The 24,165-nt window shown below is 50.1% G+C and carries 23 protein-coding genes, 1 riboswitch and 1 other annotated feature; of the genes, 14 read left to right on the forward strand and 9 right to left on the reverse strand.

Annotated elements, in window-relative coordinates:
* Positions 1-119 precede the first annotated feature (119 nt).
* Entirely contained in the window at positions 120-1,613 is a 1,494-nt protein-coding gene (glpK, locus tag NSQ73_RS09985) for a glycerol kinase GlpK (RefSeq protein WP_340986301.1), read from the forward strand.
* Between the two features lie 196 nt (positions 1,614-1,809).
* Here the strand turns inward: glpK and NSQ73_RS09990 are convergent, their stop codons facing one another.
* The 6 genes from NSQ73_RS09990 to NSQ73_RS10015 all read right to left on the reverse strand — a co-directional run bounded on the left by NSQ73_RS09990 (position 1,810) and on the right by NSQ73_RS10015 (position 8,566).
* Positions 1,810-2,802 carry a 3-oxoacyl-[acyl-carrier-protein] synthase III C-terminal domain-containing protein gene (locus tag NSQ73_RS09990; RefSeq protein ID WP_340986303.1) on the reverse strand — a complete coding sequence of 331 codons (993 nt, stop codon included), beginning with the start codon at positions 2,800-2,802 and terminating at the stop codon, positions 1,810-1,812.
* Between the two features lie 102 nt (positions 2,803-2,904).
* Complete coding sequence (locus tag NSQ73_RS09995) at positions 2,905-3,255, reverse strand: hypothetical protein (RefSeq protein ID WP_042215586.1); 351 nt, start codon at positions 3,253-3,255, stop codon at positions 2,905-2,907.
* A 200-nt stretch (positions 3,256-3,455) separates the two neighbouring features.
* On the reverse strand, positions 3,456-3,818 hold the full coding sequence (locus tag NSQ73_RS10000) for a carboxymuconolactone decarboxylase family protein (protein ID WP_042141354.1): 363 nt from the start codon (positions 3,816-3,818) through the stop codon (positions 3,456-3,458).
* Positions 3,819-3,869: 51 nt separating this feature from the next.
* Positions 3,870-5,513 (reverse strand): thiamine pyrophosphate-binding protein, encoded by a 1,644-nt coding sequence (locus tag NSQ73_RS10005; RefSeq protein WP_083705451.1) that lies wholly within the window; start codon positions 5,511-5,513, stop codon positions 3,870-3,872.
* A gap of 118 nt (positions 5,514-5,631) precedes the next feature.
* A riboswitch (cyclic di-GMP riboswitch) is annotated at positions 5,632-5,728 on the reverse strand.
* A gap of 504 nt (positions 5,729-6,232) precedes the next feature.
* On the reverse strand, positions 6,233-7,483 hold the full coding sequence (locus NSQ73_RS10010; protein WP_340986306.1) for a methyl-accepting chemotaxis protein: 1,251 nt from the start codon (positions 7,481-7,483) through the stop codon (positions 6,233-6,235).
* Between the two features lie 123 nt (positions 7,484-7,606).
* On the reverse strand, positions 7,607-8,566 hold the full coding sequence (locus NSQ73_RS10015; protein WP_340986307.1) for a helix-turn-helix transcriptional regulator: 960 nt from the start codon (positions 8,564-8,566) through the stop codon (positions 7,607-7,609).
* Positions 8,567-8,782: 216 nt separating this feature from the next.
* Here NSQ73_RS10015 and NSQ73_RS10020 point away from each other — a divergent pair, with 216 nt between their 5' ends.
* On the forward strand, positions 8,783-9,628 hold the full coding sequence (locus NSQ73_RS10020; protein ID WP_340986309.1) for an SDR family NAD(P)-dependent oxidoreductase: 846 nt from the start codon (positions 8,783-8,785) through the stop codon (positions 9,626-9,628).
* A 128-nt stretch (positions 9,629-9,756) separates the two neighbouring features.
* Here the strand turns inward: NSQ73_RS10020 and serA are convergent, their stop codons facing one another.
* Together serA and NSQ73_RS10030 are read right to left on the reverse strand one after the other, a co-directional pair.
* Positions 9,757-11,349, reverse strand: coding sequence for a phosphoglycerate dehydrogenase (gene serA, locus NSQ73_RS10025; protein WP_039301745.1), 1,593 nt, complete (start codon positions 11,347-11,349; stop codon positions 9,757-9,759).
* Between the two features lie 239 nt (positions 11,350-11,588).
* Positions 11,589-11,815 (reverse strand) — a binding site (T-box leader).
* Between the two features lie 113 nt (positions 11,816-11,928).
* Positions 11,929-12,834: a hypothetical protein gene (locus tag NSQ73_RS10030; protein WP_039301748.1), complete on the reverse strand. Its 906-nt coding sequence runs from the start codon at positions 12,832-12,834 to the stop codon at positions 11,929-11,931.
* Positions 12,835-12,899: 65 nt separating this feature from the next.
* On the opposite strand from NSQ73_RS10030, the gene NSQ73_RS10035 reads away from it, so the two are divergent.
* From NSQ73_RS10035 to NSQ73_RS10045, 3 genes are read left to right on the forward strand one after another with little or no spacing between them, the layout of a single operon-like run.
* Entirely contained in the window at positions 12,900-13,493 is a 594-nt protein-coding gene (locus NSQ73_RS10035) for a CPBP family intramembrane glutamic endopeptidase (protein ID WP_039301751.1), read from the forward strand.
* A complete protein-coding gene (locus NSQ73_RS10040) occupies positions 13,490-13,867 on the forward strand; it encodes a hypothetical protein (RefSeq protein ID WP_340986310.1) in 378 nt (125 codons plus the stop codon). The genes NSQ73_RS10035 and NSQ73_RS10040 overlap by 4 nt, the downstream gene beginning before the upstream one ends.
* Positions 13,864-14,694 (forward strand): metallophosphoesterase, encoded by an 831-nt coding sequence (locus NSQ73_RS10045; RefSeq protein WP_039301757.1) that lies wholly within the window; start codon positions 13,864-13,866, stop codon positions 14,692-14,694. Before NSQ73_RS10040 ends, NSQ73_RS10045 begins: the two co-directional genes overlap by 4 nt.
* Positions 14,695-15,431: 737 nt before the next feature.
* Here the strand turns inward: NSQ73_RS10045 and NSQ73_RS10050 are convergent.
* Positions 15,432-16,358: a polysaccharide deacetylase family protein gene (locus tag NSQ73_RS10050; protein WP_340986313.1), complete on the reverse strand. Its 927-nt coding sequence runs from the start codon at positions 16,356-16,358 to the stop codon at positions 15,432-15,434.
* 85 nt (positions 16,359-16,443) lie between these two features.
* Here NSQ73_RS10050 and NSQ73_RS10055 point away from each other — a divergent pair, with 85 nt between their 5' ends.
* The 9 genes from NSQ73_RS10055 to rpsA all read left to right on the forward strand — a co-directional run bounded on the left by NSQ73_RS10055 (position 16,444) and on the right by rpsA (position 24,113).
* Positions 16,444-16,815, forward strand: coding sequence for a hypothetical protein (locus NSQ73_RS10055; RefSeq protein WP_039301760.1), 372 nt, complete (start codon positions 16,444-16,446; stop codon positions 16,813-16,815).
* Positions 16,816-17,101: 286 nt separating this feature from the next.
* Positions 17,102-17,716 (forward strand): genetic competence negative regulator, encoded by a 615-nt coding sequence (locus NSQ73_RS10060; RefSeq protein ID WP_039301763.1) that lies wholly within the window; start codon positions 17,102-17,104, stop codon positions 17,714-17,716.
* A 150-nt stretch (positions 17,717-17,866) separates the two neighbouring features.
* On the forward strand, positions 17,867-18,562 hold the full coding sequence (gene prsW / locus NSQ73_RS10065) for a glutamic-type intramembrane protease PrsW (protein ID WP_039301765.1): 696 nt from the start codon (positions 17,867-17,869) through the stop codon (positions 18,560-18,562).
* A gap of 76 nt (positions 18,563-18,638) precedes the next feature.
* Positions 18,639-18,785, forward strand: coding sequence for a hypothetical protein (locus tag NSQ73_RS10070; RefSeq protein WP_171716693.1), 147 nt, complete (start codon positions 18,639-18,641; stop codon positions 18,783-18,785).
* Positions 18,786-18,936: 151 nt separating this feature from the next.
* Positions 18,937-20,295, forward strand: coding sequence for a germination protein YpeB (ypeB, locus tag NSQ73_RS10075; RefSeq protein WP_340986314.1), 1,359 nt, complete (start codon positions 18,937-18,939; stop codon positions 20,293-20,295).
* 186 nt (positions 20,296-20,481) lie between these two features.
* Positions 20,482-21,135 (forward strand): flagellar brake protein, encoded by a 654-nt coding sequence (locus tag NSQ73_RS10080; protein ID WP_171716691.1) that lies wholly within the window; start codon positions 20,482-20,484, stop codon positions 21,133-21,135.
* Positions 21,136-21,348: 213 nt separating this feature from the next.
* Entirely contained in the window at positions 21,349-22,059 is a 711-nt protein-coding gene (cmk, locus tag NSQ73_RS10085) for a (d)CMP kinase (protein ID WP_042138633.1), read from the forward strand.
* Positions 22,056-22,643: a lysophospholipid acyltransferase family protein gene (locus tag NSQ73_RS10090; RefSeq protein ID WP_340986315.1), complete on the forward strand. Its 588-nt coding sequence runs from the start codon at positions 22,056-22,058 to the stop codon at positions 22,641-22,643. The genes cmk and NSQ73_RS10090 overlap by 4 nt, the downstream gene beginning before the upstream one ends.
* A 156-nt stretch (positions 22,644-22,799) precedes the next feature.
* Positions 22,800-24,113, forward strand: coding sequence for a 30S ribosomal protein S1 (gene rpsA, locus NSQ73_RS10095; RefSeq protein WP_081970066.1), 1,314 nt, complete (start codon positions 22,800-22,802; stop codon positions 24,111-24,113).
* The last annotated feature ends 52 nt before the right edge of the window (positions 24,114-24,165 follow it).

Consider the following 24,165-nt stretch of genomic DNA (forward strand, 5'->3'; position numbering starts at 1 on the left):
CCGGACAATGCATGACAGCGCCTCTGACAGCAGAGGTGCTTTTTGTTGAAACCACCACATTAATCTTGTTCAACGTGGAACATATCATAGAAGCTGAGGCTTGCAGGAGGCTGTGCATAATGATCTTATCCTTGGACCAAGGTACCACCAGTTCACGCGCGATCCTCTTTGATGAGGAGGCGGGAATGATCGCGCAAGGGCAATATGAGATTAGACAATCCTTTCCCCGGCCGGGCTGGGTAGAGCATGATCCGGAGCAAATCTGGGAGAGTCAGCTTGCTGCGGCCAGAGACGCTATCGCGGCAAGCTCCGCCCCTGCTGATAGTATTACGGCCATCGGCATTACCAATCAGCGCGAGACTGCACTGATCTGGGACAAGGCTACCGGAACGCCGGTCTATCCGGCGATCGTCTGGCAGGACCGCCGGACTGCAGAGCAGTGTGAGGTGCTTAAGGCGCAGGGAATGGCCGGAGAGATCGCTGAGAAGACGGGTCTTGTCATCGATGCGTATTTCTCGGCAACGAAGCTGGCCTGGATTCTGGACCATGTGCCGGGGGCCAGAGAGCGGGCGGACCGGGGAGAGCTGCTGGCCGGAACCATTGACAGCTGGCTGATCTGGAAGCTTACAGGAGGCGCTGTGCATGCTACGGATGTTACCAATGCTTCACGGACCATGCTCTACAATCTGCATGAGCGCAAATGGGATGACGGCCTGATTGAGGCGCTGCGCATTCCGCCCTCTATTCTGCCTGAAGTAAGGATGTCAGGCGGGGACTTCGGGGCTGCAGACAAGCAGTGGTTCGGTGCAGATATTCCCATCCGTTCTGTGCTTGGGGACCAGCAGGCGGCATTGTTCGGTCATACCTGCCTGGAGGCAGGCAGCGCCAAGAACACCTACGGCACCGGCTGTTTCATTCTGATGAACACAGGCACTGAGGCAGTGACTTCGAGTCATGGCCTGTTGACCACGGTAGCCTGGGGTATGGGAGACGAACTCTATTATGCCCTTGAGGGCAGTGTGTTTGTGGCTGGAGCAGCGGTACAATGGCTGCAGGAGGGCCTTGGGCTGATTGTAGCTCCGGCGGACTCGGAAGAGAAGGCGAGTGAGGTGGAGGACAGTGAGGGGGTTGTGGTCGTGCCGGCCTTTACCGGCCTTGGTGCACCCTACTGGGATATGTATGCCAGAGGCGCCGTTTTTGGACTGACCCGGGGAACGACCGCCGCACATCTGGTCCGCGCAACGCTGGAGTCGCTGGCCTTTCAATCCCGCGATGTCATCGGGGCGATGGAAAAAGACGCAGGCATGCCGCTCAGTGGCCTGAGAGTGGATGGAGGCGCCGTGCGCAATAATCTGCTGATGCAGTTCCAGGCGGACATTCTTGGGAGAGACGTAACCCGTACTACGTATGCGGAGACCACAGCGCTCGGCGCTGCGCTACTGGCAGGACTCACCTCCGGCATATGGACCCGGGAGCAGCTGGAGAGCTTCAATAAGGCCGAGAAGGTATTCTCACCGCAGATGGAGACGGAAGAGCGTGAACGCCGTTACAATGCCTGGCAGGACGCGGTGTCTCGGACTATGGGCTGGGAGAAGCATGAAGGACAGAGGTAACAAGAACAGCTGCTGATATGGCAGACTGCGCTTACCGGATGAATCGGATAGATTCACCTCAGGCAGGATGAACGCTGCAGGTTCTGCCTGGGGAGAGTCGGGCCCTGACGTATACATAAAGAAACAGCCCGCTGGCAGGAATTCTGCTGCGGGCTGTTTGGATATCAACAAGAAACTATAAGTTCAACAGCTAGGACTAATACTCCATTACAAAAGCGACATTCTGCCATCCGGCGCCTACTGTCCAGAACAGGACCTTGTCTCCGCGTTCCAGCTGTCCGGTAGTCACTGCTTTGTGCAGGGCAATAAACGGGCTGCTGGTGGAGGTGTAGCCGAATTCATCCCCGATGTAGACGGCTGCATCAGCGTCAATTCCGGTTTTGCCGGCAACGGCCTTGATATTCGGAAGTGACAACTGCGAGAAGCAGGCGGCCTTGATGGATTCAGGTGCGATTCCGTTATTGCTGAGCAGGGTGTTAATTGATTCTGAAGCAGCATCCACACAGATGGAATCATCGAACGGGATGAACTTCACATTGAATTCTCCGGCAGCCACACCCGTACGTCCGAGATTGGCTAAACCTTCCGCCGGGAACAGCGAGTTGCCGTACACGCAGGTATCGGTCTGATAGATTGAATCAATGAAGCCTACCGAATTCTCGTCACGCTCCAGAATGAGCGCGGCAGCTGCATCGCCGAAGTTGGCGTAATATACCGGGTCATTCTTGTCCGCATGCGGGGCAACGTAGTCAGAACCGATGACAAGCGCACGGCGGATTCTCGGGTTCGCCATCATTTGACGGCTGACCTGTTCAACCGAAGCGGTCATTCCTGCACAGTTGGCATTACTGTCGATACAGATCGTATGCGATGCACCATTAATCAGGCGGTGAATCATCAATGAGTTCGTTGGGAAAATATATTCAGGAGTCTGGCTTGCATAAGCGATCAGGTCAATGTCTGCGCCGGTCAGGCCGGTCTTGTCCAGTACATTGCTTGCGGCTTCAAAAGCCATCGTCAGGGAGTTCTCATCCTTGCTGTCGATACTGTAGCGGTTTTCACGGCCAAGAGCAGCCAGCAGGCCACGGATATCAATTCCCTTCTCATCGAAGTGCTGAATGAAGAAGTCATTGCCGATGCTTTTGCTTGGATGATAGATATCAATGTCCTTAATGCGAATCCCTGCCATAGTAAACCTCCTAAAAGTTTGGGTAGCCCGTAAGCATACACTTAGTTTCGTGAGCGAATCTTGCGTTTCAAACCGCTAATAATGGTTTAAAAATAAGTTATCCTAAGCTTGTACCGTAGACGTGATTTCCAGGTTTTCGAGTCCTGCTTTGCGGCCCAGACGTGCCAGCTGCATTTTGAGAATAGGGTTATTCTCAAGGGTAAGGCTCACTTTTTGGAAGCCGTCTGCCTTGAACATAATGAAGCAGCCTTCGAGCAACGGCACAACATCAGGAGCGGTTACATTCAGCTTGCGGCAATCGATATCCAGTGCATATTCGGACGGGTTGATCGGATTGATGGTCTGCTGATAGGCTTGTATCGATTTAAGACCGTCCTCGTTCGAGAAGGTTCCTTCCAGCTCGATGTTAATTACTTTCTTCGCAGTGTCCGTCTTCAAAATAAATTGTCCCATGTTCATCTCTCCCGTAATTTTAATTGCATGACTATTCAGAGTGACCTGATGATTCATCATGTTGATATCCCGAAAAACTACGTTCCTGCGACTATATTCGACAAAGTGAACTTGGTTTTGGGATATTTTGCCTTCATTATAACCAGAACTTTCTTTAATACGCAATACAAAAGTCGAATGATGTAATATTATGTTGTTAATTAACGAATATCTTCCAGCGTCTCCAGCAGAACATTGAACGCCGAGATCACTCTGGGTGCGCCGATACAAGGTGTCAGATGAAGCAGGATACCTTTGATCTGATCAACGGTCATCCCCACGCGGAGCGCCATTACATAGTGAACACCCAACTGTTCAAATTGTCCCATGGTGATCAAAGAAGAGATGACAGCAATTTCTTTCCAGTCTGAACCGATGGTCGTCCGCTGAAAAATATCACCGTATGCATTGCCCATGATATACTCGGCTAATTCAGGAAAATGCTCTTTAATAGGAGCTAGGGCTTTGGCACCATAGTCCCCGGAAAGATTGGTGAAATGGTCCAGTCCGCTGTCTACGTTCATATTCACTTGTTTGCCTCCTGATAGTAAGTTGGGGAATCTGTAACATACAGCCTAGTTGAGATCCAGTGTACGGTGGGCCGTAGGAGGCATTTCGTCACGGTCGGTCAACAGCTCAATAACGGCTACGCGGTTAAGTTCAACTGCTTGGCTGATTGCAAAGGCAAACTCCTCTTGCGTCTCTGCGCGGAAGCCGGTGGCTCCCAGGGACTCAGCAAACTTAACTGCATCCATAGGGACTTCAAAGATGGTTCCATCGATACGTCCGGTTGTTTTTTCCATTCCCTTAAGGGCCATATCCAGCTGCATATTGTTCACAACGATGAAAATAACCGGAATATTCTTGCAAACCGCTGTGTTAATTTCAGTTCCGAGCATCATGAAACAGCCGTCACCGGTAATGCAGAAGACCGTCTCTTCCGGCGCAGCCGCCTTGGCACCGATGGCCATGCCGATTGAATTCCCCATGCAGGCGAAATAGGCATCAAATACAAAGCTCCCCGGTTTCTTCACGTTGAACCATTTGACCGCATTGAAGCCGTGGCTGCCGTCATCAACAAACACGCTGCTGTTATATGGTATCAAATCGCTCATCGTGCTCATTACCGAAGCCAGCGAGAGCTTGGACAGCACAGGCAGCTCTTCAGTATAGTGATTGGAGATCTCTATTTCACGTCTGGTTATGGTGGACGGATCAATCTTGCCGAGATACAGCTCCAGGTTGTCACGCAAATCGCCGCCGACGGAAATGGTATCGGAAGTCAATATTTTACCGACAAAGGTTGGATCAACATCAAACTGGATCAGCTGATCCGGATGATTCTCCTTCTTAAGATTGCATATGGTCATATCGCTCAGACGCGAACCAAGCACGATAAACAGATCACTGTTGTTCAACATCTCATCACCGTGCGTACATCCGCCAACGCCCACAGGACCGTGATAGAGCGGGTGATCCGCAGCAATGGCTCCTTTACCGCCGGGGGAGGTCACTACAGGTATGTTGAAGGTCTCGGCCAACTGTACCAGTTCCTTGTGCGCACCGGAGCGGTTAACCCCTTTACCGGCAATGATCAGAGGCCTGCTGGAAGCATTGATCGCTGAAATGACCCGTTCGTAGTTGGCGTAGCTGACGAGCCTTTCCCGCTGCGGAAGGACAATCCGGCATTCTTCAAGGCGCTCGGTCTGAACATCAAACGGAATACATAAATGAACAGGTCCTTTCTTGTCACCAAGGGCGATAGACAGGGCATGATTGAAAATCGTACTGAAATGGTCGCCGCGTTCTACCAGCTTACTGAAAAGAGTGGCTGGTCTGAACATGTCCGCCAAATCGGCGAGATAGGATGTGGAATCCTGACACTGGGGAATCCCCAGCTCTTTAATAGACTGATGACCGGTAATGAAGAGCACCGGGAGATTGTTGGCTTTGGCGTGTGCTGCTGCGGTTAGCAGGTTCGTTCCGCCTGGACCGGAGGTGCCGAAGGCAACCCCGAGACTGCCTGTTTTCAGTGCATAGCCGCCTGCTGCGAAGCCGGAGCTGGACTCATGCCGGCCGGGAATAAACTCAATGCCATAGTCAACAAGTTTGAGAGCTATAGGACAAATGGACTTGCCAATAATACCAAAAGAATGTGTTACCCCAAGATCGCGTAATGCTTCCGCCATATAATCTGCAACTGTCTTCAGAACATCCACCCCACAAGTTGTTTTTTGATTGTATGCTAGCAATAGAAAACCTGTACTCGAAATAGGAGCACAGGCCTGTTGCACGAATCACCATAACTGAACGCGGATTCCCGGACGTTCATAGTTTTTCAGCAACCTGGCTGTCATGATCTCACCGGATAAGTGAGACTGTAGATCCATGGCTTTGCGTCATTCCCTTTCGGTGAATTTTGCCTCATATGTTGTTATCAATACAGCGAAGGATAATTTTCCTTTACAATATATTCCTCGCTCGCCTTTTGTCAATAAGCCGTTTGCAGCAAAACGCGAAATTTGGCGAATATTCAGATGTAATAGGAGATGAAATATTAGATATTCAAACTTTTGAAAATGGATGCGTCTGGAAGACCAAAGTCTTATAATGCAAATGCAGAAAAAGAGCAGAATTTAATCTGCATAAGTCATAAGCCTCATAACATCGTAGGAACCTCCTGAAACTATGCAGATGTATTAGAATTATAGGCTGGGAGAACCTAGAAATAGGTCTTAAGAAATAGGTGATTAAAATTTAAAATAATGTTAGTTTATTAGTAATAAAGAATTAGCAGTAAAGAAGTGCAAAGACGTTATTTTAGGGTTATGCACTATTTTAACACTTTGTGAATATTACATTACAATCTGCTTTTTCCATGCCAAAAAGAGACCGTTCCCGCAGACTGCTCTGCGGAAATGGTCTCTTGGGGCTGCTGCTAGAATTTGAAAATATGGATTGTTTTTTGCAGCTGGAAGACAGATTGTGTCATCTTCTCGGTCTCTTCCGCTACGGACTGCAGGGCATGAATTTGTTCGTTCATCGCCGCAGATACCTCCTCGGTACCTGCTGCCGTCTCCTGGGTAATGGCCGAGATATTCTCGATCGCCCCGGAGATCTTGAGCGCACTCTCCAGCATCAGATCACTCTCTGCGGAGAAGGAGGAGATCTGCTCGGTTATGTATTGCACGCTATGTACGATCTGCGCGAAAATATGTGCTGTCTCCGTTATCATCTCGTTCTGCACCTGAACAACCTCTTCATTAATAGCGATGTTATCGATAGCCTGCTTGATATCGGCCTCGATGCTGCGTACCAGCCCGAACACTTCCTTGGTGGAGGCGGTTGATTCTTCGGCAAGCTTGCGGACCTCCTGTGCTACAACTGCGAAACCGCGTCCGTGCTCACCTGCACGTGCAGCTTCAATTGAGGCGTTAAGCGACAAAAGATTGGTTTGTTCGGCAATTTCCGTGATGGTCTTGGTGATCATGGTAATGCCGCGGGCATTCTGTGAGAGCGCTTCGATCGTATCTGCTACTTTTTGTGTAGCCTGGATATTCTTCCGCATGCCTTCGGCTTGAGTGTCCACGGACTGACGTCCCTTTTCAACCAGCTCCAGTGTATGGGCGGAGCGTTTATTCATTTCCTTGGTAGAGTTCGTATAATTGGAGACTTTGGTTTCGATATCTTTGATCGATTCCGTCATATCGGCAATATCCACCGAGATTTCATTCGCACCCAGGGCAAGTTCGTTGGAAGAGGAGGCTACCTGTGCCATTACAATCTTCAGGTTCTGGTTCTTGTCCTCAATACCCCGGCTGGCATCCATAACCTGGCGGGTAAGCTGTGAAGCGTCGGTTAGGATCTTCTTCAATTTATCGATCATAGTGTTGAAGGAGCGGCTGATGTCGCCCATTGATCCGTTCTCGTCTGCACGGCTGGTGAAGTCGCCTTTGGCGATTGTATGCGTCACATTGGAGATATCCTCAAATGAAGATGTAAGCGTTCTCTCAATGAAGCGCGCAAGCGGGTAGGTCAGTGCAGCCAATACCGCAATCAGAATAATACCGATTATCAACTTTCCCATTGCAATGAGCGTAATTAACACAGGGACAGCGAATAAAGCGGCAACCAGGTAACATCCGGCAACGATTCTTTGTTTTAAAGGCAGCTTGTTCATCCAGTCCATAGACTATAGTTCCCCCTAGAAATAAATATTGTGCATTGTAATATTATAGGGGATTAAAGCGTAATCGGTCTATTGTAAGAACTGACATAAAACTTCTTCCCGGGCTGCTCCAAAAGAGTACGTTTACACATTGTCTTCATATAATGCAGCCCCTTCCCGCAGAGTGGCCGCAACATTGTCTGCAAGCTCCGCCGGAGCGGTAACTCTAATGCCCGGGCTTAGGGATAAGATGATCCGGCAGGCAGACTCCGGCGTATTAAATTCGGCTTCGACGGAGTGCCAGCCGGGTGAAGGTGAAGGCTCCTGGAATAGTACGGAAACATAACGTTCTTGTTTGAGAACCTTCATTATATTGTCCTTCACCAGCAGCTTGGCAGGGTAGCGGGGCAATGCAGATTTGAATGCCATGGTAGAAGCTTCCCAGTAATGTGCCAGATTGAAATCCTGAGGTCTGCTAAAATATTCATCCGTGACTTCAGCACTACTTATTCTGGATACCCGGTAGGTCCGCATTTCACCGCCTGTTTCGGCCACGGTGTACCAGACACCACGTTTGGCTACGAGTCCAAAGGGTGAAATTAGCCGCTCTGATCTCTCCTCCCCGCGCATGTAACAGATTTTCACTTTACGGTCTTCCCATATAGCCTCCTGTAATGCAGTTAGACTGGGATAGGTTTCGCCTGACGGATGCCAGCCCGCGCCATCAATATGAATACGCTCATTAAGAAGGCTGAAGGCGGCAGCGGGCTGTCTTGCACCAGCGGCCTGCAGCTTACGGACAGCGGAAGAGAACTCCTCCTGAATCCCAAGCGCCTGCAGAATTGCCGGGTCTGCAGGCAGCAGCAGCGCACCAATCTCTTTGGGGTTCATACCTGTCAGGGAGGTCCGGTAACCCTCGGCCAGCCTCCAGCCTCCCTCACGGCCGCGTTCTGCCAGCACGGGAATGCCGGAGATGCTCAGTGACTCCATATCCCGGAAGATGGTCCGTTCGGAAACCTCCAGCGTTTGTGCCAGCTCGCGGGAGCTTATTTTACCGCGGCTTTGCAGCAGCAGCATAATAGATAATAGTCGGTCTGCTCTCATGGATAAAGGCCTCCTGGTTATAATGAAATTTTTCCCGATTATTCAAGAACGGCAAAGCCGTTTCCGCTTAAGCAGAACATATTTTAAGTTTATCATATATATATGTCAGTTGATGTCATATATAAGAGTTAATATTAATAAGGAGAGCCGGTTGGTGCAAGATAGCTTTTAGATAACTTCATGATCATCTGATGAAAGCTGAGAGGAGCGGATATAATGACAGATTTGCAAGGGAAAGTTGCATTAGTTACAGGCGGGAGCAGGGGAGCGGGCAGAGGCATTGCCCTGGAGCTGGCCCGGGCAGGTGCGTTTGTGTATTTTACGGGAAGAAACGCAGGTTCAATGGCTGAAGGGGGCGAACGGACACTTGCCGGTGTACTGCGTGAGATTCACAGCTTCGGCGGAGAAGGATCATATATCCGCTGCGACCACACCAATGACGCGGAGACGGAAGCAGTGATCCGGCAGATTGCCGTGGAGCAGGGCAAGCTTGATATTCTGGTCAATAATGTCTGGGGAGGCAATAATCTTCCGATTGAGAACAAGCCCTTCTGGGAGCTCCCGGCCGCTCATTGGGACCATATGTTTAATGCCGGAGTCAGGGCGCAGCTCATGACTAACTACTATGCTATTCCGCTGATGCGCAGAGAAGGCACTGGCACTGGGAAGCTGATCATTCATACCACCTTCTGGGACCAGTATAAATATGTAGGGAACTTCTATTATGATCTGTCCAAAAATGCGCTTGTTCGCATGGCCTACGGATTGTCCCTTGAACTGGCTGCGGATGGGATCGCTGTGATTCCCTTATCACCTGGCTGGATGCGTACAGAACTGGTGCTGGAGAGCATGAAGACGGATGAAGAGCACTGGCAGGAGGTAGAGGAGCTGCAGGCCAGTGAGTCTACGGCGTACATCGGACGGGCTGCCGCAGCGCTCGCTGCTGATCCTGGGGTGATGCAGCTGACAGGCAGACCCCAGCAGGTGGGGAGTCTGGCGGAGAAATATGGGTATACAGACACAGACGGGCGGCGGGTCCCCGTATTTAACATTCCAGAATAACCCGTAAGCCGGAAAATGCAAAAACACTCTTTTGAAATGCCGGCACGGGCCGTCATTCCTCAAGAGTGTTTTTTGGTGCGCTTATATTGAACTCAGGTATTCCAAGAATATAAGCCCGCGTTCTTCAGCTACAAAAGAGTGATCTCTTCCGCAGTATTGATCTCCGGCAATCCGGCGAGCTTGACCAGTACATCCTGCGGAACAGCCTTGTCAGCAGTCAGCAGCATAATCGCAGCTCCGCCGACAATTTTACGGCCAACCTGCATGGAGGCGATGTTGACGTCGTTCTGGCCGAGCAGTGTACCGACGAGTCCGATGATACCCGGCTTATCGTTATGGGAAATGACGATCTGATGACCTTCCGGAGCGATATCTACCGGGAACTTGTTAACCTGCACAATCCGTTCGCCATAGCCTTGCAGCAGGGTTCCGGCAACCAGGCGTTCTTCGTCATGCTCAGCCTTGAGTGTAACAGTAATAAGGTTAGTGAAGCCCTTGGTCTTGGAAGCCTTGGTCACTACTACGTTAACATCACGCGTCTTTGCCAGGTGCATGGAGTTGACGATGTTAACATCCCCGGCAAAATGGCGGGAGAGCACGCCTTTGACAATATAGCGGGTCAGCGGCTGTGTATCGACATCGGAGAGGTCACCGGCATATTCCACATGAATTTCGCGGATCGCTCCATCTGTAATTTGAGTCACAAAGCTGCCGAGCTTCTCGCCGAGGGTGAAGTAAGGCTGCAGCTTGTTCATTACACTAGGAGCAACCGGAGGGATGTTCACGGCGTTAATGAACGGTTCGTTGCGCAGAATATGCAGCACTTGCTCCGATACATCGATCGCAACATTCTCCTGGGCTTCAACGGTCGAAGCACCCAAATGCGGAGTCACGATAATCTTCGGATGCGAGAGGAACGGGTGATCCGCTTCCGGCGGCTCTTTCTCAAAGACGTCAAAGGCTGCACCGGCAACAATACCGCTGTCGATAGCTTCAACCAGCGCCATCTCATCAATTACACCGCCGCGGGCACAGTTGATGATGCGCATTCCTTTTTTCATGACTTCAAATTGCGGACGGGAGATCATGTGGCGGGTTTCCGGTGTCAGCGGTGTGTGAACAGTAATAAAGTCTGCTCCCCGGACGATGTCATCTACCGAAGCCAGCTTTACTTCCAGTTTCTCCGCACGGTCTGCAGTCAGGAAGGGATCGTAGGCCAGAATATCCATTCCAAAAGCCTTGGCCCGTTTGGCCACTTCGCTGCCGATCCGTCCCATGCCGAGCACACCCAGCGTTTTGCCGCGCAGCTCTACGCCGAGGAAAGTCTTTTTGTCCCATACGCCGGAAATGGTCTTGGCATAGGCTTGAGGAATGTGACGGGCCAGAGCCATCATCATGGCAAAGGCATGCTCACAGGTGGTAATCGTATTTCCGTCCGGAGCATTAATGACCACTACACCGCGTTGTGTAGCTGCCTCCAGCTTAATATTGTCCACACCGACCCCGGCACGGCCAATCACTTTAAGATTAGTACCGGCTGCGATAATTTTCTCAGTCACGGTTGTCTGGCTGCGAACGAGTAAGCCGTCGTATTCGCCGATGATTGCAATAAGCTCGTCTTCACTAAGTCCTGTTTTTTTGTCCACAGTCACATCGCTTGCGTCCATCAATTGCTGAATGCCCAAATCACTGATCGGATCCGATACTAATACTTTAAACATGGTCTCTTGTCCTCCTTCAAATTGGAAAGCCTATTATATATGCCAAGGATTCCCTGGTGGGGTAATCCGCAGTACCAGATTCATACAAAAGAATGAAATTTGTCGGAACAACGGGGCAACGCGTTGTCGCATAAAAGAAAAGGCATGCAGAAGTGCTGATTCAGGCAGCGTATGGGCGGGTAGGCAGATTTAGAGAATCCGGGTACAAAAAAAACTCCCTACCCCATACTACTGCCGTAGTAAGGGACGAGAGTTCTCGTGGTACCACCCTAATTCACTGCAACGGTTAAGAAGCAGCCTCATTGGCCTGAATAGGCCACACTGGTAACGGAGGTGATCCGATTGTATCTACTCAAGGTTCAATACAATATCTCAGGAGCGCTAAAGATTTCCGTCTGCCACCGGTTTGCACCATCCACCGGCTCTCTGAAGACATCAGTAATCTTTGTTCCATCATCGGTTTTGCTTGATTAATTTTTCATAATGTAACATGGTGATGCCAAGTGTGTCAATAGGCTTCTTCTGCGGCGGGCCGCCTTGAAGTGAGCCCTGTTTTTCGTTATGATGCAATAACTGGTCCTACTCATAGAAGAAAGGGAGCTGAGGCATCGTTTCCTTGCCGTAATATTGCTCCCGCCATTTAATGAAGTCCTGCTCCTGCACAGCACCGGTAGAAATGAGCAGGCTGACCGACGACTGGATATCCCCAAGCTTCAGGGAACTGGCGGTTCCGGAATAGATCATATCGTCGATCTTGGCTGTAATATCCTGCGGGTCATAGCCGGCATAAATTCCGCGGTTCAGCATTATGTTTGCGATAGAAGCATTCTTGAGGAGCAAAGGCATCTTTTTCCACTGAATGAAAGTCAGTGTCTTCAGTTCCCCGGATGCATCGGGTATAGCAGAGTTGGCCTTGGCCCCCCACTTCAGCATAGAATCATAGAAGTTCTTCTGGGCCGTCAGTCCGAATTTCACAGCGCTGGCGGTGAAATTATCACTTCTCAACAGCTTGGCGGCTTCGGCTCCTGAAGATCCGGCAGTGACCTTCCCTGAAGCCTGTGAGAAGAGAGTCAGGCTCTTAAGGACGTTAAGCTGTGACTCATACAGCAGCGGCGAATTGGTGAAGAGGGAATCCTGCGTGACCTTGTCATACTGCTTGTCCGCCAGAATGCTGAGGTTCTTCAACGTTGCCGCGTTCTGCCGTGCATCTGTGCTGCGTGCAAGGCTGTCCACCTGATCGTTCCAGTTGCGCTTGAATTCCCGATAGGGCAAAAATACGTTATGATAGAACGTAACAAGATCCTGCTGCTGGTAGGAGCCGGAGAATTCCTCCGTAACTTCATGCCCGGCCAGCTGTGCATATTTGGCCTCCGTTTTGTCTGCTCCAACCTTTACTCCCGTAAAAAATGAGGCGAATGCGGATATTAGAAACAATATAAAACCTAGTGTGTACAACATTTGAGTGCGGGAGGTACGGCTGTTCATAATTAGTGCTCCTTCGTATAGGGAAATTATCTTATGTAAAAATATTAAAGAACAGGCAGGTTACGATGAAAAAATTCAAATTGGGTGAAATCAAAATCAAAAAGGCTGATCCTCAGCAGTTAACGGACAAGCTGCTGTTAATTAATCTGTATATTACTCAGGGCCTTACTCTATTTATCGGTTTGATATGGATATTATTACAGAAAAGAAATCCTATTCACATATTAAATTTTCCGGAGAATGCACATTTTGTGTTTTGGGGCCTTGGACTTGCTGCTGTTATGCTGGTTGTTGATTTCCTGCTGACCCATATTGTACCTGAGGACAGCATGGATGACGGAGGGATTAATGAACTGCTGTTCGGCAACCGTCCTTTGTGGCATATTATTGTCATTGCGGCGATTGTCGCAGTATGCGAAGAGCTATTGTTCCGTGGTGCCATACAGCATTCACTGGGGCCATACTGGACGAGCATTCTCTTCGCTGTTATTCATGTGCGTTATCTGCGCCACTGGATTCCAACCGGCTGGGTATTTCTCAGCAGCTACGGTCTCGGCTACATCTATATCCATTCCGGCAGTCTATGGGCACCGATCCTGTGCCACTTCCTCATAGATTTGTTCTCAGGAATGGTGATTCGTTACAGGAGGGCATCATGAGCGAAGAACTAAGCCGGGTAAGGTCCCGCCAGAAACAGTATAAGGGCGGAGGACAGTCTCCTGTCAAAGAAAATAATGGAAATGGTTCTTCCGAATCAGCTGCCGAACAGCTGGAGGCTCCAGTCCCTGCTCCAGGAACTTTATCGAGAAAGGTCCGACATGCTGAGAAGCAGACTTCCAGGAAACCGAAGCGTGAAGTGGAGCAGCAGGAAGGAGAGGCAACTCCCTCCCGGGCGCAGAGTTATCCGTCAGAACGAATCCGTTTCAGCAAAATGTTTATTAACTCGCTGATCGTCATATTTGTAATGCTGCTCGCTTTTCTATTGTTCTGGGGAATAAAAGGAGCACCTCCGCTGCATGAGCTATGGCAATGATGTGGCTGCTGATTCTCTTGAGCGCTTGTGCTGGAGCGGCGGGGACTGCGGGTATAGTCATGGTTGCCGCAGCCTTCAAAAAACGCATTATTGCCGAGGAAATAGTGCTGGACAGACTGCCGGCTGCTTTTGACGGCTTCCGTATTTTGTTCATTACCGATATTCACCGCCGCCGTCTTCCGGCTGCCATGCTGGCACCGCTCCGCGGGAAGGTGGATGCAGTCTTCCTGGGCGGCGATCTGACGGAAAAGGGCAGTCCGGCGGAGCGCCTGCTGGATAATATGACGCTTACAGCATCTCTGGCGCCTGTCTACGCAGTTCATGGCAATCATGATTACCGGGCGAATATCTCGCTTGTCGATAATATCATCCGCGGCAGCGGAGCCAGACTGCTGCTGGATGAGAATGTGACTATTGAACGGTCCGGGTCAAGGGTAATACTCACCGGCATGGATTTCCCGAGAAAAGGCGGCAAGAAGGCTTATGCAGCACTGCCGCCCGTGGCTGCCGCAGATACAGAGCTCCTGCGGATCATCCTGGTGCATGATCCGCTGTGGCTGTCCCAGCAGCAGGAGGTGCCCGCTGATCTGATATTGGCTGGACACACACATGGAGGACAAGTGGTGCTTCCCTTTATCGGAAGCAGGCATGGTGATGAATTCTACCGTCACTATAATGCCGGCATGTACGAAATTCCCGGGTACGGGACTGCCGCTCACCCGCTGAAGCTGCTGATCAGCCGTGGCTTCGGTACTGCGCACTTACCGCTGCGCTGGGGCAGCCCGGCCGAGATGCATGTACTTACACTCCGCTGCAGGCAGAATTAACACTTATAAACAATTAAGAGACTGCCTCAAAAGCCATGTAATGGCTTCTGAGAAGTCTCCTTTTTTTGAGTAAGATCAACGTTTTGCACTTGATTGGACGCTCCGCGAACGGACCGTTGTTCCAATCGCTGTGCTCTCCAGATTTTTTTCATTCCCCTTGGCGGTGAAAATCCGGAGACCAAGGCGACCGCTACCGCTTTTCCACAATCAGTCCGTCCTCTCCACTGTTTAAGCGAAAAACGAATCTTCAATCTTAAAAAACACACATTAAAAGAAACCGCTCGGCAGCGACCCGACTTTCGAACGCTTAATTAATTGCTTCCGCTCTGAGCGGATGGATGAGGAATGTCCTCAAAGCGGTATATAACGCCGTGCTTCGGTTTCTGGCGAGGCGAATGCCAATTGCTACACCTTTGTTTGGGGCAACGCTGCACCAAGTATGCAGGAAATGGGGGAGTGGTAGTGTATTTGGACAACTGAAGTATAATTGGGGCTTCCGGTGCGTTCTGCTTCGCACATGGAAAAAGTGACGCTTGGGGTCGGTTGGCTTTCGCTTGCCGATCCTATGCTAAAGCAAGCCACGGTGGATCAAAAACGCAAGGCCGTGATTCTCCAATAACAGGAGAATCACGGCCTTGCTGTCTTTTTACTGGCTTTTGAATAAATATGGGCTGTTTCTTTAGTTGAAAATCTACTTATGAGACAGCCTCTTGCTGTTTTGCGGTTTTCAGATAGACTTAACGCATTTTCAGTTCAATGCTGCGCGGATCGACAAAGCTGTAGCCTTTGCCCTCAAGCGTAGTCAGCAGTGTATCCAGCGCTTCCACGGTCCACGGGAGCTCATGCATCAGAATATTGCTGCCGGAATGCAGCTGGCTGGTAACATTTGTGATCAGCTTTTCCGTTTTATTCGTGTCCTTTTCCTTCATCTCCCAGTCCAGCGAGCCGACAGACCAGGTCATATAGAGCAGTCCGTTGTCAGCGGCGATTTTTTTGCCGACGTCACCGCCAGCACCGTGCGGCGGGCGGAAGAACACGGGAGTCTCACCGGTGACCTCCTTGACAATATTCTGCACATCTTCAATCTGTTTCTTTACTTCCGCCTCGGATTTATCCTTCAGCACAATGTGATCCCAGCTGTGATTCCCGATAATGCCGCCGCGGTTATGAATCAGCTCAAGCAGCTCAGGATGCTCCTTCACCCGGTACCCGTTGACGAAGAAAATGGCTTTAGCCTTGTGCTTGTCCAGCGTATCCATCAGCGGATTGATTAGTTCCGCATCCTTGGGCCCGTCATCGAAGGTCAGCAGGACGACCTTTTTGTTGGTTGCGGCATCGTTCGGGATGATGTCGTAGTTTTTGTTCATATGGTACAGCAGCGGTATTTCCTCTGAAGCTGCTGCCCCGGTTGGCTGAGCGGTTGCTGTAACTGCCGCATCCGCTGTTGCGGCAGGCGTTGTCTGCGCGGCGGGGGATTCACCGGCAGGAGAGTCCGTCTGAGCCGGAGCAGAGGCAGGCTGGTCAGTGGCAGGCTGTACTGTAGCCGGAGGCTGTGATGCGTTCCCCGCAGCGGTGTTGCCTGTATTCACGTCGTTGTTGCTGCAAGCTGACAGCAGAAAAGCAGCCAGGAGCAGCAGTGTTGTTGCTTTACCCACTTTTTTCATCTCGCTTTCTTGTTGTTTGGCTGTATGAGCCGGAATCTTTCCGCGAACACTAAGCATGATTTTACCATACAAGGAGGTTAGAGATATGAATACTTCGTCATTTCTATGCGGAGTGCTGATGGGTGCGGCCGCCAGTATGATTATGTCCAAAAAACGCAGCGCCATGATGTCTTCACTGCTTCACACGGGCGGTTCTTCAGAAAGTGCCGGTGAGAAAGCCAAGGACAAAATTATGGGAATGGCTATGACCGGCTTCGGAAGTACCGCTGAGGGCAGCAGCCATGATAACGGCTCCCATGCTTCCGGCAGCAGCGAACACAAGAAGGAGGATTCACCGGTGAAGTCCAAAGAATCCAACCTGAATATGCTCAAAGACTTCATCCGCAGCAATCCCGATGTGAAACATGAAGTAGAACAGATTCTCAAGGATACACATACAGCCATACCGGGATTGTAACCGGAATAGGCCGCTGCAGAATCATTTTGGGGACACCAAAGTCGCCAGAATGATTCTTTTTTCTGCCCGCGAAGAGGTTTCGGATACATGCATGTGCATACAACGAAAAGGCGGTGAAGCCGGGCTTTGCAGATATTGGGCAGTTAATTGGGCCTTTTCTATATTTATTTACGTGCATTTGTAGCGTCAAAATGATAACATACATACATAGTAACCATTTTTGGCTCATTACTCGGGACTCATCATACATTAATACTAAATGAGCTTGCAAAAGGAGGATCCTGTCATGAGAATAGAGCGATTAAGTCAAGATAAGATACGGATTTTCCTCACTTTTGACGACCTGAGCGAGCGGGGCATCCAGAAGGAAGACATGTGGCAGGAAGTTCCCAAGGTGCACGACCTCTTTACGGAAATGATGGATCAGGCGTACAGTGAACTTGGTTTTGACGCTACGGGTCCGCTTGCCGTGGAAGTGTTCGCATTGCCCGCGCAAGGCATGGTCGTTATTGTGACCCGGGGGAAATATGATCACCATTCGTACGGTGGTCCCGGGGAAGATGAATTGCCTGAAGAGATTTACGAGATGGAAGTTACTCTTGAACAAAGCGACTCCATTGTGTATGCATTCCGCGATTTTGAGGTTCTGGTTGAAGCGGCCCATGTGCTCATCGGCAATATTACTTCTCAAGGACAGCTGTATTCTTATAATGATAAATGGTATCTCTACTTTGATCCGAAGGAATTCGAAGAAGCGGCATTATCGGGTCTTGTAGGCGTGCTTGCAGAGTTTGGAGATTCATCTCCGGTTACTCAGGCTGTTCTGGCTGAATACGGCAAGACAGTGATGGCGGAGAATGCAATCGAGACCTTATGCACTCATTTTAAACGCCAGGAATAAAGACGGAGAAGGGCAAGGAAGCATCGGCTTAACTGCCCTTCCCTGAGGTTTTGCTGACGGGAGACGATCGTATTTAAGGACGGGCAGTAGTTCAGCCCTGGATTGAAATTCAGAAAGATACTAGTTTTTAGGCGCGGGGGAGGCTATTCGGTGCTTTTGTTATCGGTCATTTCGTCAGCAGTGGCACCGGGACTTGCGCTGCTGACTTTTTTCTATCTGAAAGACAAGTATGATCAGGAGCCGCTCCATATGGTGCTGAAGGTGTTCCTGCTCGGCCTGATTATAGTTCTGCCGGTGATGATTATCCAGAGAGGTCTTGTGCTTGGTCTGGACGGCGGCCCTTATGTAGATTCGTTTCTGATCTCCTCCGGCGTGGAGGAAGGTCTGAAGTGGTTTGTGCTGTACCATATGATTTACAATCATACCGAATTTGACGAGCCCTATGATGGAATACTATACGCCGTGGCGATTTCGCTCGGCTTCGCAACGATAGAGAATGTAATGTATGCCTGGTACAGCAATGCTTCAATCGGTTCAATGGTCATGAGGGCGCTGCTCCCGGTATCCGGCCATGCCATGTTTGGCGTGATTATGGGGTATCATATGGGGAGGGCCAAGTTTTCAAAAGGAGTCAAGACCAGAGGGATTCTGCTTATTTCCCTGCTGCTGCCATGGCTCTGGCACGGGATTTATGATTTCATACTGACAACTACGGCTAATTATTGGATCTGGTTCATCGTGCCCCTGATGGCTGTTTTATGGTACGGAGGGATGGGCAAGGTGGCGCGGGCCAACAGCCGCTCCCCGTTTCGTTTTTTGAAGCGGGAGGAAGAGGTTAACCTATAATAGAGATGGACACACTTAATCCTACAGGGCAGTTCCGTAAGGCAAGGAATTCCAGAGAGGAGAGGGGTGTCTTTTTTTGCGTGTAAAAGTTCGGATTGTCTGCAAACAGTGCGGCGAAACCTACATATTAAGAGGAAACAAGGAGCAGGGAGTCATTCAGACCGGCTTCAAGCAATGCTTGTGCAGCAGTGTCAGCGGCTTCGATATTGAAGAGCGCGCCTGACTGCTGTTAATAGAATAGAAGAATTTCTATTTCTCCCTGAAACGCCCCGTCCTTTAAAGAACGGCGCAACTGTTTCCGCATGGGTGCATAAGACTTCTCAGTTATTGTCAAACTAACGGCAATAAGCTACTGAAAGGAGTTTGACGGGCCTATGTACAAAAGATTAAGCGCCATAATGTTCCCGCTGACCGCACTCTTGCTGCTTGGAGCACTGGTCTGGGGGTATCAGGAGAACCAGGAGAAGAATTCGATTCTGATTAAAGCGGAGAACCAATATCAGCGTGCGTTCCATGATCTGTCCTACCATGTGGAGCGGCTTCATGGAGAGCTGGGTAACACGCTGGCGGTCAACACCACTTCCAATGGAATGCACCGCAAGGGTCTGGTGAATGTATGGCGGATTACGAGCGAGGCGCAGAACGAGATCAACCAGCTGCCGCTTACGCTGCTGCCGTTCAGTGAGACAGAGGAATTCCTCTCGAAGATCTCCAATTTCTCCTATAAGGCAGCTGTACGGGATTTCACCAAGAAACCGCTGACCGAAGGTGAAATGGCTAACTTGAAGACACTTTATGCGAATTCGGCAGAGATCTCCAAGGATCTGCAGGATGTCCAGAACAAAGTCATCAGTAACAGGCTGCGTTGGATGGACGTAGAAACGGCACTGGCTACAGAGGAGGAAGCGGAAGACAACACGATCATCGACGGGTTCAAAACAGTCGACAAGCGGGTTGCTGCCTATCCTGAGCTGGACTATGGCCCTTCGGTAGCAAGTATATATGATAAGCGTTCTGTCAAGAAGCTGGGCGGCAAGCCCGTCACAGCAGAGCAAGTCAAAGCCAAGGCGCTGAAATTTGCCGGGTTGGGCGGGAATGCAAAAGTGAAGATCCAGGAGAACGGTAAGGGGACCGAATGGGCATCCTACACAGCAACTATTACCTCGGCAGACCACAAAGAGCCGGTCACCATGGATTTCACGGCAGAAGGCGGACTGCTGATCTCCTACAATGACAACCGTGAAGTGGGTCCGGCCAAGGTGTCCATGAAGCAGGCCGTGGAGAAGGCGGGTAAGTTTCTGGGGAAGAAGGGTTATCCCGGCATGACCGCAGTCAGTGCAGACAGGTATGATAACCTGGGCAACTTAACCTTTGTTACCAGCCAGGACGGTGTTCTGATCTATCCGGAGAAGATGACGGTACGGGTCGGACTGGATACGGGGGAAGCCACCGGATTCCAGGCCAGTGATTATGTGCATGAGCATAAGGAGAAGCGCGTGATTCCAAAGCCGGAGCTGTCCCTGGCCGAAGTCAGAACCAGGCTGAACCCGGAGTTTAAGGAGCTGTATAACAGGCTGGCCTGGATTGAGAATGAAGATGCTGAAGAACTGCTGACGTATGAATTCGGAGGCAAAATCAACGGCTCCCAGTTCCGGATCTATCTGAATGCCGCAGACGGGAATGAGGAATCTGTAGAGCAGATCCGTACCTCTTCCGGAGCACAGGACAAATAAGCCGAGATTCAGGCAGAGTAAGCTTAACCTTAAGAAAAGGCGCTTTCCAAAACCGGAAAGCGCCTTTTTTGCTGGCCGTATAACGGTATTTAACCACTTAGCCCAAATAATATTTCTGACCGGGCATGAAAGGCCATGCTATAATCGGGTTAGCATTAATTACTAACTCAAGCGGCGGTGACAGGTTTGTATCCCAAAATCAACGAATATTTATACCTGCAGGTTGCTTCCAGCGATGCAGCGGAGTCAGAGGTCGAATACCGGGCAAGAATTGCTGACATGGAGGAAGATACCTTTCTGATAGAAATCCCCATGCAGGAGAGTAACGGGCGGCTGAAAAAACTGTTTGTCGGAGATGAGCTGTCTGTTTATTTTCTTACAGAAGGCGGCATTAAAAATTATTTCAACACCCATGTAATTGGCTTCAAGGAAGAGGTCATCCGGATGGTGCGCCTCCGCAAGCCTGCTGTGGAATCCATCTTCAAAATCCAGCGCCGCAGCTTTTTCCGCGTGAATGCCGAGCTGGAGCTTGCTGTTAAAGATTCCTTGGGCAGCCGCTTTCTGGTGCGGACTGAGGATATTGGCGGTGGGGGGACCTCATTCTTAAGCGATGCCAAAATTACTTTGAAGGTTGGAGATAAGCTAGGCTGCTGGCTGCTGGTAGCGTACCGTAACGGCAGCACGGAGCATGTTAATTTCGAAGGCGAAATTGTACGGATCAAGAAGCTCGAAACCGGACGTAATCTGGTCATGCTGAAGTTTTCGTCCATTTCCGATTCGGAACGCCAAAAAATAATCCGTTACTGTTTTGAACGCCAATTTGATTTCCGTAACCGGTGACAGGACTGTGCGGGGATTCCCCAAAAGGCATCAATATAAGCTTTTTTCTCCTCAAAAACCTCCGAGTCATTTTGCACTGAGGTATAAACTGTGGTATAATTTTATAAGTCGCAGGCAATGCCTGCTTTTTTCTTGATAATATCAGCAAGTCCCTAGAGAGATATGTCGATAGGCATATTTCCTGCGGAAGAGTGTTTGAGGAGGAATGCCCCGTTGGACAGGCAGGGGACACATACTTACGACAGAATTAACGTCGCCATCGACGGACCTGCCGGGGCAGGCAAGAGTACTGTAGCCCGATTGGTAGCACGGGAGCTGTCTTACATTTATGTAGACACGGGTGCGATGTACCGGGCAATCACCTGGTATATGATTCGTGAAGGCATATCTGCGGAGGAGCATGAACTGGTGCATCAGAGGATCCAGGACATGAATATTGACCTTCTTCCGGAGAAAGACGTGCAGAAAGTGTTGATTAATGGGGAAGACATGACCCCGCATATCCGGAGTCTTCAGGTCAGCGGCCAAGTGTCGCAGTATTCGAAGATCGAGGGTGTAAGATCCAGACTCAGCCAGCTGCAGCGCCAGATGGCACTCCGCAAGGGAGTCGTAATGGATGGCCGGGATATCGGTACAACCGTACTGCCGGATGCCGAAGTGAAGATTTTCATGACGGCAAGTGTGGAGGAGCGTGCTCTCCGTCGTTACAAGGAACTGAAGGATACGGAAACAGTGACTCTCCAGCAGCTTGAACATGATATTGCAGCGCGGGACCGTCTTGACGAGGGCCGTGAGATTTCACCGCTGCGCCGTGCCGAAGACGCTGTTCTTCTGGATACGACCCATATGGATATCGGTCAGGCCGTGGAAGCCATCGTCTCCCACTGCAGAACTTATGTTGACGGGGAGAGAAATCATCTATGATTTATGCAATTTGCTGTGGATTGCTTCGCTTTATTTATGCCATACTGTTCCCGCTTAAGATTGTGGGAAGAGAAAATGTGCCAAAGGAGGGCGGAGTCCTGCTCTGCGCAAATCACATCAGCCTGCTCGATCCGATGACGATTGGGATTAAGCTGAAACGACAGGTGAAATACATGGCCAAGGCGGAGCTCTTTACTGTTCCTGTATTAGGCTGGCTCATTAAGCAACTGGGAGCTTTTCCTGTCAAACGTGGCGGCGTAAGCAAAGAATCCATAAAAACGGCCCTTAATACGCTTCGCAGCGGAAATGTTATGGGCATCTTTCCGGAAGGCACGCGCAACTCTGACTCCGGTGCAGCTAAGAAAGGCGCAGCAAGTTTTGCCCTTCGCAGCGGCGCAGCCGTTGTACCTGCGGCTATTATCGGATCTTACAAGCCCTTTCGCCGGATGACTGTTGTTTACGGGGCTCCCATAGATCTCAGTTCGTTTGAAGGAGCAGGAAGTGAATCTCTGGAAGCGGTAACCGATGTTATTATGGGGCGTATCCAAGAGATGATCCAAACAGGCAAGCCCAGTACGCGTTAAGCCCGGGCGCTCTGCATCTGCGAATCGCAGATGATTAATAGCATAACCGCTATTTTTTGGAACATACTAACGTACAAAGTGCAATTGATGATTGTTTTGAACTCTGCTATACGCGGGTTTAAATAAATGGGGTTTTGAATCGAGGAGGGTAATCACATGTCTGAAGAAATCAAAAATCAAGAAGCTGCGGATAACGTTGAGAACAACGAAACCGTGGAAGCAACAGAAGCTGTGGAATCCGCAGAAGCTGTTACGGGTACCGAAGAAGAAGTGACAAGCCAAGAAGGCCTGGAAATCATTTCTTTGAAAAAAGGCGATACCGTGAAAGGAACGATCGTCAAAATCGAAGATAACCAAGCTTATGTAAGCATTGGATATAAATACGACGGCGTCATTCCTATTCGCGAATTGTCTTCCGTACAACTGGACAATGCCGCAGCAGCGGTAGAAGTCGGACAAGAAGTGGAATGCAAGGTTGTCAGCATCAACGACAACAAGGAAAGCCTGGTTCTTTCCAAACGTGCAATCGACAGCGAAAAATCATGGGAAGATCTTGAGAAATACTTCGCTTCCCAGGAATCGTTCGAAGTTACTGTGGCTGACGTTGTCAAAGGCGGCCTCGTGGCTGACGTTGGCGCGCGCGGATTCATTCCGGCTTCCATGGTTGAGCGTCACTTCGTTGAAGATTTCAGCGACTACAAAGGCCGCACATTGCGTGTGAAAGTGAAAGAACTTGACCGTGAGAACAGCAAGGTTATTCTTTCCGCCAAAGAAGTTCTGGAAGAAGAATTCGAAGCTAACAAGCAGAAGATCATGTCCGAGCTGTCCGAAGGACAAATCATCGAAGGTACTGTACAACGTCTGACCCAATTCGGCGCATTTGTGGATGTTGGCGGCGTTGACGGTCTGGTTCACGTATCCGAGATCGCCTGGAACCACGTGGAGAAGCCATCCGATGTAGTATCCGAAGGTGATAAGGTTCGCGTAAAAGTACTTAAGGTTGATCCTGAAAAAGGAAAAATCAGCCTCAGCATCAAAGCCGCTGCTCCGGGTCCTTGGGATTCCGCAGCTGGTCAGATCAACATCGGCGATGTAGTTACAGGCGAAGTTAAACGCCTTGTAAACTTCGGCGCGTTCGTTGAACTGCTTCCAGGCGTTGAAGGCCTTGTGCACATTTCCCAGATCTCCCACAAGCACATCGGTACTCCGCATGAAGTGCTCAAAGAAGGACAGGAAGTACAAGTGAAAGTGCTTGACTTCAATCCATCCGAGAAGCGCGTAAGTCTCAGCATCAAGGAAACCGAAGAAGCTCCGGCTCCTACGGCTAGACCTGAACGCAGCAACAGCAGAGACAGAGCGCCAAAAGAAGTGCTGAACAATCCTAACGTATCGCTCAGCAATGAAGGCCTCAGCTTCACACTGGCTGAACGTTTCGGCGATAAGCTGGACAAATTCAAGGGTAACAACTAATCCCTTTGTTATTTCATCATAACGGGTAAAGTAATCGGCGAGCCCTCGATAA

The organism is Paenibacillus sp. FSL R10-2736 (genome assembly GCF_038000245.1).
GTDB lineage: Bacteria > Bacillota > Bacilli > Paenibacillales > Paenibacillaceae > Paenibacillus_AQ > Paenibacillus_AQ phytohabitans.

Excerpts from the sequence above, each read along its gene's own strand:
- glpK (WP_340986301.1), top strand. The coding sequence starts at position 120 with ATGATCTTATCCTTGGACCAAGGTACCACCAGTTCACGCGCGATCCTC.
- NSQ73_RS09990 (WP_340986303.1), bottom strand. The coding sequence starts at position 2,802 with ATGGCAGGGATTCGCATTAAGGACATTGATATCTATCATCCAAGCAAA.
- NSQ73_RS09995 (WP_042215586.1), bottom strand. The coding sequence starts at position 3,255 with ATGGGACAATTTATTTTGAAGACGGACACTGCGAAGAAAGTAATTAAC.
- NSQ73_RS10000 (WP_042141354.1), bottom strand. The coding sequence starts at position 3,818 with ATGAACGTAGACAGCGGACTGGACCATTTCACCAATCTTTCCGGGGAC.
- NSQ73_RS10010 (WP_340986306.1), bottom strand. The coding sequence starts at position 7,483 with ATGGACTGGATGAACAAGCTGCCTTTAAAACAAAGAATCGTTGCCGGA.
- NSQ73_RS10015 (WP_340986307.1), bottom strand. The coding sequence starts at position 8,566 with ATGAGAGCAGACCGACTATTATCTATTATGCTGCTGCTGCAAAGCCGC.
- NSQ73_RS10020 (WP_340986309.1), top strand. The coding sequence starts at position 8,783 with ATGACAGATTTGCAAGGGAAAGTTGCATTAGTTACAGGCGGGAGCAGG.
- serA (WP_039301745.1), bottom strand. The coding sequence starts at position 11,349 with ATGTTTAAAGTATTAGTATCGGATCCGATCAGTGATTTGGGCATTCAG.
- NSQ73_RS10030 (WP_039301748.1), bottom strand. The coding sequence starts at position 12,834 with ATGAACAGCCGTACCTCCCGCACTCAAATGTTGTACACACTAGGTTTT.
- NSQ73_RS10035 (WP_039301751.1), top strand. The coding sequence starts at position 12,900 with ATGAAAAAATTCAAATTGGGTGAAATCAAAATCAAAAAGGCTGATCCT.
- NSQ73_RS10040 (WP_340986310.1), top strand. The coding sequence starts at position 13,490 with ATGAGCGAAGAACTAAGCCGGGTAAGGTCCCGCCAGAAACAGTATAAG.
- NSQ73_RS10045 (WP_039301757.1), top strand. The coding sequence starts at position 13,864 with ATGATGTGGCTGCTGATTCTCTTGAGCGCTTGTGCTGGAGCGGCGGGG.
- NSQ73_RS10050 (WP_340986313.1), bottom strand. The coding sequence starts at position 16,358 with ATGAAAAAAGTGGGTAAAGCAACAACACTGCTGCTCCTGGCTGCTTTT.
- NSQ73_RS10055 (WP_039301760.1), top strand. The coding sequence starts at position 16,444 with ATGAATACTTCGTCATTTCTATGCGGAGTGCTGATGGGTGCGGCCGCC.
- NSQ73_RS10060 (WP_039301763.1), top strand. The coding sequence starts at position 17,102 with ATGAGAATAGAGCGATTAAGTCAAGATAAGATACGGATTTTCCTCACT.
- ypeB (WP_340986314.1), top strand. The coding sequence starts at position 18,937 with ATGTACAAAAGATTAAGCGCCATAATGTTCCCGCTGACCGCACTCTTG.
- NSQ73_RS10090 (WP_340986315.1), top strand. The coding sequence starts at position 22,056 with ATGATTTATGCAATTTGCTGTGGATTGCTTCGCTTTATTTATGCCATA.
- rpsA (WP_081970066.1), top strand. The coding sequence starts at position 22,800 with ATGTCTGAAGAAATCAAAAATCAAGAAGCTGCGGATAACGTTGAGAAC.